Raw genomic sequence first — 13,510 nt, forward strand, 5'->3', positions numbered from 1 at the left:
CCGCATTCGTCGTCGGATTCCCATCGGTAGTTGTATCGACATTCGATTCGTACGCACAGCAGGAGAACAACCATCACCATGCCTGCACACATTGAAGACTATGCTCTCGTCGGCGACGGCCATACCGCCGCGCTCGTCTCGCGTGATGGGTCGGTCGACTGGCTGTGCTGGCCGCGCTTCGATTCGGCTGCTTGTTTCGCAGCGCTGCTCGGCGAGGAGAAGCACGGCGCGTGGCGAATCGCACCCGCGCTCGGCGCGCCCGCCACGCGTACACGGCGCTATCGCGGCGAGACGCTGATTCTGGAAACGGATCACGAGACGCCCGACGGCGCCGTCACCGTGATCGACTTCATGCCGCCCGGCAACGGGCACTCCGAATTCGTGCGCATCGTCGTGGGCAAGCGCGGCAAGGTGCCGATGCGCATGTCGCTTACGTTGCGCTTCGACTATGGCCTTTCGGTCCCCTGGGTCACACGGCTCGCGCATGGCAACGGCATCAAGGCGGTGGTAGGGCCGGACACCGTCGTGTTGCGCACGCCGGTCGAGCTGCATGGCGAGAACATGCACACGGTGGCGGATTTCACGGTGTCCGAAGGGGATCAGATCCCGTTTACGCTCGCCTATTCGGCGTCGCATCAGCGGCTGCCGCCCGCGAAGGACCCGCTCGCCGCGCTCGAGCACACGGAGCGGTATTGGCTCGATTGGATCGCGCAATGCGCCGTGCAGGGCCGATACGCCGAGCCGATCCGCCGTTCGCTGATCACGCTCAAGGCACTGGCCTACAAGCCGACCGGCGGCATCGTCGCCGCGCCCACCACCTCGCTGCCCGAGCGCCTGGGGGGCTCGCGCAACTGGGACTACCGCTTCTGCTGGCTGCGCGACGCGACGATCACACTGCTCGGCTTGATGCGCTGCGGCTTCTACGATGAAGCCCGCGCTTGGCGCGTCTGGCTCGAGCGCGCGCTTGCCGGCTCGCCGGCGCAAGCCCAGATCCTATACGGCGTCGCGGGCGAGCGGCGCGTGCCCGAAATGGAGATCGACTGGCTGCCCGGCTACGAAGGCGCGGGGCCCGTGCGAATCGGCAACAAGGCGGTCGGCCAGTTGCAGCTCGACGTCTATGGCGAAGTGATGAACGCGCTGCATCTGGCCCGCGTCGGAGGCCTGCACGCGGACGAAGACGTGTGGGCGCTGCAATGCCTGCTGCTCGAGCACCTGGAAACGATCTGGGCCGAGCCCGACGAGGGGCTCTGGGAAGTACGCAGCGGCCCGCGCCAATTCACGTTCTCCAAGGTGATGGCGTGGGTCGCGTTCGACCGGGCGATCCGATCGGCCGAAAAGTTCAAGCTGACCGGGACGGTCGATCGCTGGCGTGCGATGCGCGATCGCATTCACGCCGACGTCTGCGACAAGGGATGGAACGAGTCGCGCCGGACGTTCACCCAGGTGTACGGCGGCGACGAGCTCGATGCGAGCCTGCTCTTGATGCCGCTGGTGGGCTTCTTGCCGCCCGACGATCCGCGCGTCACGTCGACGACGGCGGCGATCGAGGGGGAGCTCGCATTCGAGGGATTCATCCGCCGCTACCACACGCACAAGGTCGACGACGGCATGCCGCCCGGCGAGGGTGTGTTCCTCGCCTGCAGCTTCTGGCTCGTCGACAACCTCGCGCTGCAGGGGCGCATGGACGAAGCGCATGCGATGTACGAGCGCCTGGTGCGTCTCGTCAACGACGTCGGCCTGCTCTCGGAGGAGTACGATCCGCAGACGAAGCGCTTCACCGGCAATTTTCCGCAGGCGTTTTCGCACGTCGCGCTCGTCCATACGGGCTTGAACCTGATGCGCCACGAAGAAACGATCGCGCAGGCAACCGGCCATCCGTGCGGGGAGCGGGCCGGCACGCAGGACCAGATCGACAGCGGAGCGCTCTGACGCACTGACATTCGGCGCCCGCATCGGGTGTCCGCATCGCATCCGGGGTCCGACGCCCCTGTGTGCGGCGGCGCCTCGACGTTCGATCTCGCGGCTCCCTCTAATATCGGCACGATTGCTGCGCAGCAGTATTCGGGAAAGTCCCCGGCCGAGAGGGGCGATTGCTGCATTGCACCAACCTCCTTTCTCCTTTATCATCAATCGAGTAATACGACTAATACCGCCACGAGCAACCGTTCGGTACATCCAGCCGCGACGCCGAGCGCCGCATTTTGATTGCCCCGTCCCTACCCCGCGGGAGCCCCAAGCCATGCTTTACCAGTTTTACGAATTTCAGCGCGCGCTCTTCAATCCGTTGACCGCCTGGGCGCAAGCCGCCTCGAAGTCGTTTGCGAATCCGGCCAGCCCCTTTGCCTACGTGCCCGGCGCGACACGTCTTTCCGCCGGCTATGAATTGATGTACCGGCTCGGTAAGGATTATGAAAAGCCCGAGTTCAATATTCATCAAATTGTCAAAGACGGCCATAACATTCCGATCATCGAGCAAACGATCGTCGAAAAGCCGTTCTGCCGGCTCCTGCGCTTCAAGCGTTTTGCCGACGACACCGAGGCAGTCGCGCAACTGAAGGACGAACCGATCGTGCTCGTCTGCGCGCCGCTGTCGGGCCACCATTCGACGCTGCTGCGCGACACGGTGCGCACGCTGCTGCAGGACCACAAGGTGTACATCACGGACTGGGTGGACGCGCGCATGGTCCCGCTCGAGAACGGCCCGTTCCATCTCGACGACTACGTCGCCTACATCCAGGAATTCATCCGCCACATCGGCGCGAAGAATCTGCACGTGCTGTCCGTCTGCCAGCCGACCGTCCCGGTGCTCGCCGCGATTTCGCTGATGGCGAGCCGCGGCGAGGATACGCCGCGCACGATGACGATGATGGGCGGCCCGATCGACGCGCGGCGCAGCCCCACGTCGGTCAACTCGCTGGCGATGCAGCACTCGTACCAGTGGTTCGAAAACAACGTGATTCACACGGTGCCGTCGAACTACCCGGGCTTCGGGCGTCACGTCTATCCCGGCTTCCTGCAGCACGCGGGCTTCGTCGCGATGAACCCTGAGCGCCATGCCGCATCGCATTGGGACTTCTATCAAAGCATGCTGCGCGGCGACGAAGACGACGCCGAGGCTCACCGCCGCTTTTACGACGAGTACAACGCGGTGCTCGACATGGCCGCCGAGTACTACCTCGACACGATCCGCATCGTGTTCCAGGAATTCCGTCTGGCCGAGGGCACGTGGGAAATCGACGGCGAACTCGTTCGTCCGCAGGACATCAAGAAGACGGCGCTCTTTACGATCGAGGGCGAACTCGACGATATCTCGGGCAGCGGACAAACGCGCGCCGCGCACGATCTGTGCACCGGCCTTCCGAAGAAGGACAAGCACCACTTTACCGCCGAGAAGTGCGGCCACTACGGCATCTTCTCGGGCCGCCGCTGGCGCACGATCATCTACCCGCAATTGCGCGACTTCATTCTCGAGCACAACAAGGAAACGAAACGCTCGCGCGAGCCGATCGAAGCGTGACGCAACGATAGGCCGACGGGCTGACGGATAGGCCGGCGCGCGTCTTTGACGCGCGCCGGCCTATTTGCTTATTTGCGCATCAGATACGCCAGCAGCAGTTCGGTGTTCATGCGCACCATCTCGGCGCGTTCCGACGCCGAACTGAAATCGCGGCCCAGCGAAGCTTCGAGCGTGAAGCGATTCGACACGATGTAGTAGCCGAGCCCCGACAGCGCGACGTACAAGCGCAGCGGATCGATGTTCGAGCGAAATAACCCGGCCCGCTGCCCCCGGTCGAGAATCGAAGACAGCGTGGCCACCATCGGCGAAATCATTTCGCGGATACGCGGCGATTTTTGGATATAGCGTGCTTCGTGCAGATTTTCGTTGTTGATGAGACGCAGCAAATCGGGGTGATCGCGATAGTAGTCCCAAACGAAATGGGCAAGCCGCGTGATGGCCTCGACCGGGGCGACGCCGTTCAGATCGAGCGTCTTTTCCGCGTCGGTGAGCGCGCCGAAAGCATGTTCGAGTACTGCCGTGAATAGCTGCTCTTTGCTACCGAAGTAGTAATAGAGCATCCGCTCGTTCGTCTCCGCCCTGCGAGCAATTTGATCGACGCGCGCGCCGAACAAACCACCACTTGCGAATTCCTCGGCCGCCGCGAGCAGAATACGGCGCCGCGTACCTTCTGGATCTCTTTTGATTTTCGATTGATTCATGGTGGCCTTTTTGCTTCGTGAGCCGCGTTGCCCCGCCACGCGTCCGGCCCTCCTCCACCCTATGCCGGAAACGTGAACGAGCGCGCCATTTTTCTGAGAAACTCCGTGCGTCTCGTGCGAAAAAGCGCTTCGATTATGGCACAAGGGTGACCGATGGCAATCCGGGAAATCGGCGATAATGCGCTCTTTTCCCGCACGCTGAGCGCACCGCCGCCGCTCGAGGCCCGAGCCGGGCGCGACGCGTCCTCGGGCCGGCGCAATACGCGGCCCGCGTGCTTCTTGATGTCTTGATGTTCAGAACGTGACCGATCGTGTGACTCTCGCAGACCGCATCGAGGATCTGCTCCCGCAAACGCAATGCACGAAGTGCGGCTACGCCGGCTGCCGGCCTTATGCCGAGGCCGTCGCAAGCGGCGAGGCCGAATATAACCAATGCCCGCCCGGCGGCGTGCAAGGCATCGCGCGCCTGGCCGCCTTGCTCGGCAAAAACGTCGTTGCCTTGAACCCCGCCAACGGCGAGGAGCGCGCACGGCCGGTGGCCGTCATCGACGAAACGCTTTGCATCGGCTGCACGCTGTGCATGCAGGCTTGCCCCGTCGATGCGATCGTCGGCGCGCCCAAGCTCATGCATACGGTTGTCGCCGAACTTTGCACGGGCTGCGATCTGTGCGTGCCGCCGTGTCCCGTCGACTGCATCGAGATGGTGCCCGTGACCGGCGAGCGCACGGGCTGGGATGCGTGGAACGAGGCGCAGGCCGATGCGGCCCGCTTGCGCCACGATCGCCGCGCCGCGCGGCTCGCGCGCGAGCGGCAAGCCGCCGAGGCACGCGCGGCGGCCCGCCGCGCGCAGGCGGCCGCGGGCTCGGCCGAATCAGCCGAAACCGCCAAATCGGCCGCGCAAGCGCCTACGGACGATGAAGCCGCGAAGAAGCGCGCCATCATCCAAGCCGCGCTCGAGCGCGCACGCCAAAAGAAGGAAGCGCTGGCGGCTCAAGGCGTCGCGCCGAAGAACATCGCCAACGTCAGCGCCGAAGTCCAAGCGCAGATCGATGCGGCCGAAGCGCGTCGGCAACGTCTCGGCGCCGCCGCGGATGCGAACGGCGGCCCGCCGGGTGCCGATGCGCCGCCCCCGCCCGCCGACGACGATCGCTGAACCCTTTCCCCGCCCGCCACCCTGCCCGCCCGAGCGCCGCATGAACGCACAAAAACGACGCGCCATCTACGAGACGCTGCAAAGCCTCGATCCGCATCCGACGACCGAGCTCGAATACCGGACGCCGTTCGAATTGCTGATCGCGGTCATGCTGTCCGCGCAGGCCACCGACGTCGGGGTCAACAAGGCCACGCGCAAGATGTTTCCCGTCGCGAATACGCCGCGGGCCATGCTCGAACTCGGCGAAGCGGGCGTCACCGAGTACATCAAGACGATCGGGCTGTACCGGACCAAGGCCAAAAACGTCATCGCCACGAGCCGCATTTTGCTCGAGCAGTACGGCGGCGAAGTCCCGGCCGAACGCGAAGCGCTGGAAGGTCTGCCCGGCGTGGGCCGCAAGACGGCGAACGTCGTGCTCAATACGGCGTTCGGGCAGCCGACCATCGCCGTCGACACCCACATCTTCCGCGTCTCCAATCGAACGGGACTGGCACCGGGAAAAGACGTCCGCGCCGTCGAAACGGCGCTCGAGAAATTCACGCCGTCCGAGTTCCGCCAAGATGCGCATCACTGGCTGATCCTGCACGGCCGCTACGTCTGCAAGGCGCGCCGGCCCGAATGCTGGCACTGCGCGATCGAGCCGCTGTGCGAGTACCGGCCGAAAACGCCGCCGCCGGAGCTTTGACGCTGGCCGGCGCCGGATGCCGGCCCCTGCTCGCCTAAGCCGCGCATCACCGCCAGCAAGCCGCACGGCAATCCGCAGCCGGGTTCGAGCGCCGCGTCGGAGAGCGTCGCTTCAGAGATTGGCTTCGAGCGGGACGGCCTCGTCGGGCGGCCCACCCCCGGCGCGCACCAGCCACAGCACCGCCGCGAGCACGGCCGCACCGCCGAACCACTGAAGCGGCGTCAACCGCTCGCCGAGCAAAATCGCCGCGAGCAGGACGGTAACGACGGGCTCGAGCGTCGACAGCATCGACGTGCGCGCGGCCCCGAGCCGCGGCAGTCCGGCGAAGAAAGCAAGCATCGCGGTGACCGTCGAGACCAGCGCGATCGCGACGACCGCCGCCCAGCCGGATGGGGTCGCCGGCAAATGCGGCGGCGCACCCGACAGCGTGCGGACGATCGACACGCCGCTGAACACGGCGGCCGCGGACAAGCAGACGATGGCCGTCGTCGCGAGCGGATCGACGCCCGGCGTCACGCGCGCGCCGGCCACGATATAGAGCGAGTAGACCACGGCCGCCGTTAGCGAGAGCGCAATGCCGAGCGGTTCGCCGTGGCCGCCGCCGACCATCAGCGCCGAACCCGCCAGGCACAGCACGAGCGCGGCGGCCTTCACGCGCGTCAGGCGCTCGCCGAGCCAGAGCGCCGCCAGTAGCGTGACGAAAGCCGGATACAGATACAGCAGCAGCGCAACAAGGCTCGCCTCGGCGTGCTGCAGTGCGATGAAATAGCAGAGCGACTGGCCGACGTAGCCGATCGAGCCCATCGCAACGATGCCCGCGAGCGTGCGCCCACGCGGCCATTGCACGCCGCGCCGGTGCGCGATGGCCGCGAGCAGCGTCCCGCCGATGAGAAAGCGCAGGGTCAGCAAACCGAGCACGTCGGTGCCGCCGGCATAGGCATAGCGGCCGAAGATCGCCATCGCGCCGAAAGCACTGGCGGACAAGGCCACGAGCAAGGCGCCGCGCAGCGTGTCGGCGCGCGCGGGAGGGGTGGGAGCAAGCATGGGGAAGGGGCTGCTGTTGTCTCGGTTGCTATCGTGGTCGTTGCGGCGGCTGCGCGGACGTCGTTCGGTGGTTGTTGCCCTGGACGCCGCGGCGAGGAACGAAAGGCCGCACACGAGACGCGTTCCACGCGGCCGGCGCGCGTCCGAGGATTCTACCCGCGCGCCGCCGAGCCGGCCGGCAACGCCCTATCGCGCCGCGGCGTAAAATGGCGGACTGGCCGTACGCGGAGGGCGCAGGCCCAAGACCAAGGCCGCGCCGCGCGACACCCCTGATAGAAAGAAAGGTCGATTCCCACGATGTTCAATCCGAGCCGCGACGAAGTCCGACGCTTTTTCATCGATACCTGGCGCAAGCAGCGCGCGGGCGAAATTCTGACGCCGCTCGAAGCGATCGCGGCCGATTGGATCGTCGAGCACCCCGAATACCACGCCGAACTGTCGGACGAAGCGACAGCCTCGGCCGACTATTCGCCCGAAGCCGGCCGCACGAATCCGTTCTTGCACCTGTCGATGCATCTGGCCATCAGCGAGCAGCTCTCGATCGATCAGCCACCCGGCATCCGCGCGGCCCACGACCGGCTCGCCGCCCGGCTCGGATCGACGCACGAGGCGCAGCACGCGATCATGGACTGCCTCGGAGAGACGATCTGGGAAGCCCAGCGCAGCAACACGCCGCCCGACACTGACGCCTATCTCGCCCGCATCGAGCGGCGCGCATCGCGGGATTGAGCCGAGGAACGGAAGAGGCCTGTGGCACGCCTGCGACACGTTGTCGCAGGTGCGGTTTTCGAGCCATTTCCAAGCGTTTTCGCCTCGAATTGCGGCAAATCCGCAACAAAAAAACACCCCGCCGAAGCGGGGTGTTTTGCATTGAAGCCGGTGGCGGCGCGCGGCGCCTGCCCTTACTTCTTGTCGACCAGATCGCCCGGGAGCGATTCGAGGTACGCGCCGATGTCCTTCATGTCGCTCAGCGACAAGCTTTGCACCTGCGCCTGCATGATCGGGTTGCTGCGCCCGAAGTTCGGGTTGCCCGTGCCCGTCTGGTACGCGCGCAGCGCCCAGTAGATGTAATCCGCATGCTGGCCGGCCAGCTTCGGATAATCGTTGCTGACGGGCTTGGTGAACGTGGCCCCGTGGCAGGCCGCGCAGTTATGGGATTCGACGAGCGCCTTGCCGTTGTCGATGCTCGCCGCGTGGGCCGTACCGATCGCGCCTACGGCCGCGACGAGCGCTGCCCCTGCAGCCTTGGCGACGAAGCGCAGTGCCTGATCAGGCTTGTTCATGAATTCTCCTATCCCGCGAAATGAGGTAGCTGAAAGCGGCCGAGAGGACGGTCACTTGTCGGGATTGTTCTGCGACGCCGCCGTCTGGGACGAATAGTACGCCGCGATATCGGCGATATCCTGATCCGACAGCGAGGAGGCGATCGCGTGCATCGTCTGGAAGTGGCGATCGTCCTTCTTGTACTCGTGCAGCGCGTTTTCGAGGTATTGCTGGTTCTGGCCGCCGAGCTTCGGCACGCGATAGACCTCGGGGAACGCCGTGCGGTAGTCGGGAATGCCGTGGCAACCGATGCACATCGCGACCTTGCCCTGGCCCGCCTTGGCGTTGCCGACCACATCGGCCGCCTGCGCGCTCACCGCAAACCCCGCCAGCGCGGCGAGCGCTGCGGTCACGACATGTTTGCCGACGAAAGAGTTCATAGGTTCTAACCTGGCTTGAGGGGAAACGAGCGCCCGCTACATCCCGCGGGCAAATGGCGCTGCGCCGTTCTTGTTGTCGATACCGCAACGAGCGGCCAAAAAAATCGCGGTGATTGTACCGCGCCGCTCGGCTGGGCGTCCACCCGGCTCGGCCGGGCCGTCGCCGGGCGCGAGCCGTCCGACACGATAATGCGGACCGGCAAAGTCGCCTAGCCCTTCTGACTTATACTGGGTTTTTTTCCATCGAGCAGACCGCCATGCGCTTCGAAGGCTCGTCGCAGTACGTCGCCACCGACGATCTCAAACTCGCCGTCAACGCCGCGATCACCCTCAAGCGTCCGCTCCTGATCAAAGGCGAGCCGGGCACGGGCAAGACGATGTTGGCCGAGGAAGTCGCGGCCTCGCTCGGCATGCCGCTCTACCAGTGGCACATCAAATCGACGACCAAGGCGCAGCAGGGCCTGTACGAGTACGACGCCGTCTCGCGCCTGCGCGATTCGCAGCTCGGCGACTCTCGCGTGCAGGACATCGCGAACTACATCGTCAAGGGCGTGCTCTGGCAGGCGTTCGAATCGGACGTGCCGGCGGTATTGCTGATCGACGAAATCGACAAGGCCGACATCGAGTTTCCGAACGATTTGCTGCGCGAGCTCGACCGCATGGAGTTCCACGTCTACGAGACGCGCGAGATCGTGCACGCCAAGCACCGCCCGCTCGTCGTCATCACGTCGAACAACGAAAAGGAGCTGCCCGACGCGTTTCTGCGCCGCTGCTTCTTCCACTACATCCAATTCCCCGATCCGTCGACGATGCAGCGTATCGTCGACGTCCATTACCCCGGCATCCGCGAGGATCTGCTGCGCGCGGCGCTGTCGAGCTTCTTCGATCTGCGCGGCGTGTCCGGCCTGAAAAAGAAGCCGTCGACGTCGGAGCTGCTCGACTGGCTCAAGCTGCTGCTGGCCGAGGACATCCCGCCCGAGGCGCTGCGCTCGCCCGATCAGAAGCAGATCGTGCCGCCGCTCGCGGGCGCGCTGCTGAAGAACGAGCAGGACATGAGCCTGTTCGAGCGTTTGGTTTTCATGAATCGCCACAACCGCTAGCCTAGGGCTCGAGCGCTCGCGCATACGGAAGACATCGGCATGCTGATCGACTTTTTCTACTCGCTGCGCGCGGCTCAGTTGCCGGTGTCGGTCAAGGAGTATCTGACGCTCGTCGAAGCCCTGCGCGAAAGCGTGATCGCGCCTTCGCTCGACGAGTTCTACTATCTCGCGCGCCTCACGCTGATCAAGGACGAACGCTACTTCGACAAGTTCGACCAGGCGTTCGGCGCCTACTTTCGCGGCGTGCAGCAGCTTCCGAGCGACGCCCTGGAGGTGCCGCTCGACTGGCTCGAGCAGCGTTTGCGCCGCGAACTCACGCCCGAGGAAAAGGCGCAGATCGAGGCGATGGGCGGGCTCGACAAGCTCATGGAGCGGCTCAAGGAACTGTTCGACGAGCAGAAAGAGCGGCACGAAGGCGGCAATAAATGGATCGGCACGGGCGGCACATCGCCGTTCGGCAACGGCGGCTACAACCCCGAAGGCGTGCGCATCGGGGGCAAGTCGGCCGGGAATCGAACCGCCGTCAAGGTCTGGGAGGCGCGCGGCTACCGCGACTACGACGATCAGGTCGAAATCGGCACGCGCAACATCAAGGTGGCCCTGCGGCGCCTGCGCCGCTTCGCGCGCGAAGGCGCGGCCGACGAGCTCGACCTGCCCGACACGATACGCAGCACGGCCGCCAACGCCGGCTGGCTCGACCTGAAGATGGTGCCCGAGCGCCACAACACGGTGAAGGTGCTGATGCTGCTCGACGTCGGCGGCTCGATGGACGATCACATCTTGCGCACCGAGGAGCTGTTCTCCGCGGCGAAGGCCGAATTCAAGCATCTAGAGTTCTACTACTTCCACAACTGCGTCTACGACCACCTGTGGAAGAACAACCGGCGCCGGCACGTCGAGCGCATGCCGACCTGGGACGTCCTGCACAAATACGCGTCCGACTACAAGCTCATCTTCGTCGGCGATGCGACGATGAGCCCCTACGAAGTCTTGCAGGCCGGCGGCTCCGTCGAATACAACAATCCCGAGGCCGGTGCGGTTTGGCTGCGCCGCCTCGCCGATCGCTTCCCGCATCATGCATGGCTCAATCCCGAGCCCGAAGGATTGTGGGAATATCGCCAGTCCGTCTCGATCATCCGCCAGTTGCTCGCCGATCGCATGTATCCGCTGACGCTCGCCGGGCTCGAGGCAGCGATGCGCAAGCTCAGCAAATAACACAGCAGCCCGCGCGCGGGCCAAGCCTCACCACCGATGACTTCCCCTTCCGCCCCCAACTTGCCCGATTCGCCTTCGCTGCGCCGCGCGCTGCTTCGCCCCCTCGCCGATACGTCGCTGCATGCGATCGTCGCGGGCTTCGTCGCGATGATGACGGGCTATACGAGCTCGCTCGTGCTCGTATTCCAAGCCGGCCGCGCCGCGCAATTGTCCGACGCGCAGGTCTCGTCATGGATTTGGGCGCTGTCGATCGGCATGGCCTGCTCGACGATCCTGCTCTCGCTGCGCTTCCGCACGCCGGTCGTCGTCGCCTATTCCACGCCGGGTGCGGCGCTGCTGATCGCCGCGCTGCCGCATGTCCCGTATGCGGACGCGATCGGCGCCTTCATCGTCTGTGCCGTCCTGATCACGGCCGTCGGGCTGACGGGCTGGTTCGACGCACTGATGAAACGCGTGCCGGCCGGCATCGCATCCGCGCTGCTCGCCGGCATTCTGTTCGAGATCGGCATCGAGATTTTCCACGCGGCTCAGTACCAGACGACGCTGGTACTGACGATGTTCTTCGTCTACCTGTTCATGAAGCGGCTCGCGCCCCGCTATGCGATCTTGTCGACCCTCGTCGTCGGCACGGCCGTGGCGGCCATCCTCGGGCTCATCGATTTCAGCCACTTTCACGTCGCGCTCGCGCATCCCGTGTTCACGATGCCGCGCTTCTCGCTCTCCGCGGCCGTCAGCCTCGGCGTGCCGCTGTTCGTCGTCGCCATGGCCTCGCAGAACATGCCGGGTCTCGCGGTGCTGCGCGCCGACGGCTACACGACGCCCTCGGCGCCGCTGATCTCGACGACGGGCATCGCCTCGCTGCTGCTCGCCCCGTTCGGCTCGCACGGCATCACGCTCGCGGCGATCACGGCCGCCATCTGCACGGGCCCCGAAGCGCACGAAGACCGCAGCAAGCGCTACACGGCGGCGATCTGGTGCGGCCTTTTCTACCTCGTCGCCGGCATTTTCGGGGCGACGATCGCCGCCCTGTTCGCCGCGCTGCCGAAAGCGCTCGTCGTCTCGGTGGCGGCGCTCGCGTTGTTCGGCTCTATCATGAGCGGGCTCACGAACGCGATGAGCAACGTGCGCGAACGCGAAGCGGCGCTCGTCACGTTCATGGTGACGGCCTCCGGGCTCACGTTGCTGTCGATCGGCTCCGCGTTCTGGGGGCTCGTCGCGGGCGTCGTCACGCAACTGATCTTGAACGCACGGCGTCCGTGAGGGCTCTGCGCACCGCTCGCTCGCCGTACTTTCGGCCCACCGTCGCCACCTGAACGCGACGGGCATAAAATAGTCTCATGTTCGGCCGGTCGCCCGCGTTGCCGTTGCATTGCCGTTTTAGCGGTACGACCCTCATCCAACCCATACCGGAGGCGCTCCGCGTCAGACAATCAGCTATGACCAATGCTCTCGACCAACTGAAGCAGTACACGACCGTCGTCGCGGATACCGGCGATTTCCAACAATTCGTGCAGTACAAGCCGCGCGACGCCACCACGAACCCGTCGCTGATTCTGAAGGCGGTGCAAAAGGACGCGTACAAGCCGCTGCTCGAAAAGACCGTCCGTGAACACGCGAGCAAGCCGGCCACGGCGATCATCGATCATCTGCTGATCGCTTTCGGCTGCGAAATCCTCAAAATCATTCCCGGGCGCGTCTCGACCGAGGTCGATGCGCGGCTCTCGTTCGACGCCAAGCGTTCGGTCGAGAAAGGGCTCGAACTCATCAAGCTCTACGAAACGGCCGGAATCGGGCGCGAACGCGTGCTGATCAAGCTGGCATCGACTTGGGAAGGCGTGCGCGCCGCCGAAGTGCTGCAAAAGGAAGGCGTGAACTGCAACATGACGCTGCTGTTCGCGCCCGTGCAAGCGGCTGCCAGCGCGGAAGCCGGCGCGAAGCTGATCTCGCCGTTCGTCGGGCGCATCTACGATTGGTACAAGAAGCAGGCCGGCAGCGACTGGGACGAAGCCAAGATGGGCGGCGCGAACGATCCGGGCGTGCAGTCGGTGCGCAAGATCTACGCGTACTACAAGCACTTCGGCTACAACACCGAAGTCATGGGCGCGAGCTTCCGCACGACGAGCCAGATCACCGAGCTCGCCGGCTGCGATTTGCTGACGATCAGCCCCGAGCTTCTGCAAAAGCTGCACGACAGCAATGAAAAGGTCGAGCGCAAGCTGTCGCCCGAGGCAAGCGCAGGCGAACAGCTCGAACGCATCGCCATCGACGAGTCGTCGTTCCGCTTCCAGCTCAACGACGATGCGATGGCGACCGAGAAGCTCGCCGAAGGCATCCGCGCGTTCGCGGCCGACGCCATCAAGCTCGAAAAGCTGATCGACGGCTTGCGCTGAGC

General features: G+C 65.1%; 13 protein-coding genes. 9 read left to right on the forward strand and 4 right to left on the reverse strand.

Features of this window, described 5'->3' with window-relative positions; translation table 11 throughout:
- The first annotated feature begins 78 nt into the window (after window positions 1-78).
- Together DWV00_RS23010 and DWV00_RS23015 are read left to right on the forward strand one after the other, a co-directional pair.
- Window positions 79-1,929, forward strand: a complete 1,851-nt coding sequence (locus DWV00_RS23010; RefSeq protein ID WP_115535928.1) for a glycoside hydrolase family 15 protein — start codon at window positions 79-81, stop codon at window positions 1,927-1,929.
- Window positions 1,930-2,239: 310 nt separating this feature from the next.
- Complete coding sequence (locus DWV00_RS23015) at window positions 2,240-3,517, forward strand: polyhydroxyalkanoate depolymerase (protein WP_115535929.1); 1,278 nt, start codon at window positions 2,240-2,242, stop codon at window positions 3,515-3,517.
- Window positions 3,518-3,585: 68 nt separating this feature from the next.
- On the opposite strand, the gene DWV00_RS23020 is transcribed toward DWV00_RS23015, so the two are convergent.
- A complete protein-coding gene (locus tag DWV00_RS23020; RefSeq protein WP_115535930.1) occupies window positions 3,586-4,218 on the reverse strand; it encodes a TetR/AcrR family transcriptional regulator in 633 nt (210 codons plus the stop codon).
- 301 nt (window positions 4,219-4,519) lie between these two features.
- On the opposite strand from DWV00_RS23020, the gene rsxB reads away from it, so the two are divergent.
- Both rsxB and nth read left to right on the forward strand, forming a co-directional pair.
- Window positions 4,520-5,371, forward strand: a complete 852-nt coding sequence (gene rsxB / locus DWV00_RS23025; protein ID WP_115535931.1) for an electron transport complex subunit RsxB — start codon at window positions 4,520-4,522, stop codon at window positions 5,369-5,371.
- Between the two features lie 40 nt (window positions 5,372-5,411).
- On the forward strand, window positions 5,412-6,056 hold the full coding sequence (nth, locus tag DWV00_RS23030; RefSeq protein WP_115536066.1) for an endonuclease III: 645 nt from the start codon (window positions 5,412-5,414) through the stop codon (window positions 6,054-6,056).
- A gap of 111 nt (window positions 6,057-6,167) precedes the next feature.
- Here nth and DWV00_RS23035 read toward each other — a convergent pair whose 3' ends face one another.
- On the reverse strand, window positions 6,168-7,100 hold the full coding sequence (locus DWV00_RS23035) for a DMT family transporter (RefSeq protein ID WP_115535932.1): 933 nt from the start codon (window positions 7,098-7,100) through the stop codon (window positions 6,168-6,170).
- 297 nt (window positions 7,101-7,397) lie between these two features.
- Here DWV00_RS23035 and DWV00_RS23040 point away from each other — a divergent pair, with 297 nt between their 5' ends.
- Window positions 7,398-7,829, forward strand: coding sequence for a DUF1841 family protein (locus DWV00_RS23040; protein ID WP_115535933.1), 432 nt, complete (start codon window positions 7,398-7,400; stop codon window positions 7,827-7,829).
- Window positions 7,830-8,002: 173 nt separating this feature from the next.
- On the opposite strand, the gene DWV00_RS23045 is transcribed toward DWV00_RS23040, so the two are convergent.
- A complete protein-coding gene (locus DWV00_RS23045) occupies window positions 8,003-8,383 on the reverse strand; it encodes a c-type cytochrome (RefSeq protein ID WP_115535934.1) in 381 nt (126 codons plus the stop codon).
- 51 nt (window positions 8,384-8,434) lie between these two features.
- Complete coding sequence (locus DWV00_RS23050) at window positions 8,435-8,803, reverse strand: c-type cytochrome (RefSeq protein WP_115535935.1); 369 nt, start codon at window positions 8,801-8,803, stop codon at window positions 8,435-8,437.
- Window positions 8,804-9,060: 257 nt separating this feature from the next.
- Here DWV00_RS23050 and DWV00_RS23055 point away from each other — a divergent pair, with 257 nt between their 5' ends.
- The 4 genes from DWV00_RS23055 to tal all read left to right on the forward strand — a co-directional run bounded on the left by DWV00_RS23055 (window position 9,061) and on the right by tal (window position 13,508).
- Entirely contained in the window at window positions 9,061-9,903 is an 843-nt protein-coding gene (locus DWV00_RS23055; protein ID WP_115535936.1) for an AAA family ATPase, read from the forward strand.
- A 39-nt stretch (window positions 9,904-9,942) separates the two neighbouring features.
- Window positions 9,943-11,118: a vWA domain-containing protein gene (locus tag DWV00_RS23060; protein ID WP_115535937.1), complete on the forward strand. Its 1,176-nt coding sequence runs from the start codon at window positions 9,943-9,945 to the stop codon at window positions 11,116-11,118.
- A 36-nt stretch (window positions 11,119-11,154) separates the two neighbouring features.
- A complete protein-coding gene (locus DWV00_RS23065; protein WP_115535938.1) occupies window positions 11,155-12,378 on the forward strand; it encodes a benzoate/H(+) symporter BenE family transporter in 1,224 nt (407 codons plus the stop codon).
- Between the two features lie 176 nt (window positions 12,379-12,554).
- Entirely contained in the window at window positions 12,555-13,508 is a 954-nt protein-coding gene (gene tal / locus DWV00_RS23070; protein WP_115535939.1) for a transaldolase, read from the forward strand.
- The last annotated feature ends 2 nt before the right edge of the window (window positions 13,509-13,510 follow it).

This window comes from Trinickia dinghuensis (genome assembly GCF_003367175.1).
Taxonomy (GTDB): Bacteria; Pseudomonadota; Gammaproteobacteria; order Burkholderiales; family Burkholderiaceae; genus Trinickia; species Trinickia dinghuensis.

Bases quoted from the DNA above. Each gene is read 5' to 3' on its own strand.
- DWV00_RS23035 (WP_115535932.1), bottom strand. From the start codon at position 7,100: ATGCTTGCTCCCACCCCTCCCGCGCGCGCCGACACGCTGCGCGGCGCC.
- DWV00_RS23060 (WP_115535937.1), top strand. From the start codon at position 9,943: ATGCTGATCGACTTTTTCTACTCGCTGCGCGCGGCTCAGTTGCCGGTG.
- DWV00_RS23020 (WP_115535930.1), bottom strand. From the start codon at position 4,218: ATGAATCAATCGAAAATCAAAAGAGATCCAGAAGGTACGCGGCGCCGT.
- DWV00_RS23040 (WP_115535933.1), top strand. From the start codon at position 7,398: ATGTTCAATCCGAGCCGCGACGAAGTCCGACGCTTTTTCATCGATACC.
- DWV00_RS23055 (WP_115535936.1), top strand. From the start codon at position 9,061: ATGCGCTTCGAAGGCTCGTCGCAGTACGTCGCCACCGACGATCTCAAA.
- DWV00_RS23045 (WP_115535934.1), bottom strand. From the start codon at position 8,383: ATGAACAAGCCTGATCAGGCACTGCGCTTCGTCGCCAAGGCTGCAGGG.
- DWV00_RS23065 (WP_115535938.1), top strand. From the start codon at position 11,155: ATGACTTCCCCTTCCGCCCCCAACTTGCCCGATTCGCCTTCGCTGCGC.
- nth (WP_115536066.1), top strand. From the start codon at position 5,412: ATGAACGCACAAAAACGACGCGCCATCTACGAGACGCTGCAAAGCCTC.
- DWV00_RS23015 (WP_115535929.1), top strand. From the start codon at position 2,240: ATGCTTTACCAGTTTTACGAATTTCAGCGCGCGCTCTTCAATCCGTTG.
- DWV00_RS23050 (WP_115535935.1), bottom strand. From the start codon at position 8,803: ATGAACTCTTTCGTCGGCAAACATGTCGTGACCGCAGCGCTCGCCGCG.
- tal (WP_115535939.1), top strand. From the start codon at position 12,555: ATGACCAATGCTCTCGACCAACTGAAGCAGTACACGACCGTCGTCGCG.
- DWV00_RS23010 (WP_115535928.1), top strand. From the start codon at position 79: ATGCCTGCACACATTGAAGACTATGCTCTCGTCGGCGACGGCCATACC.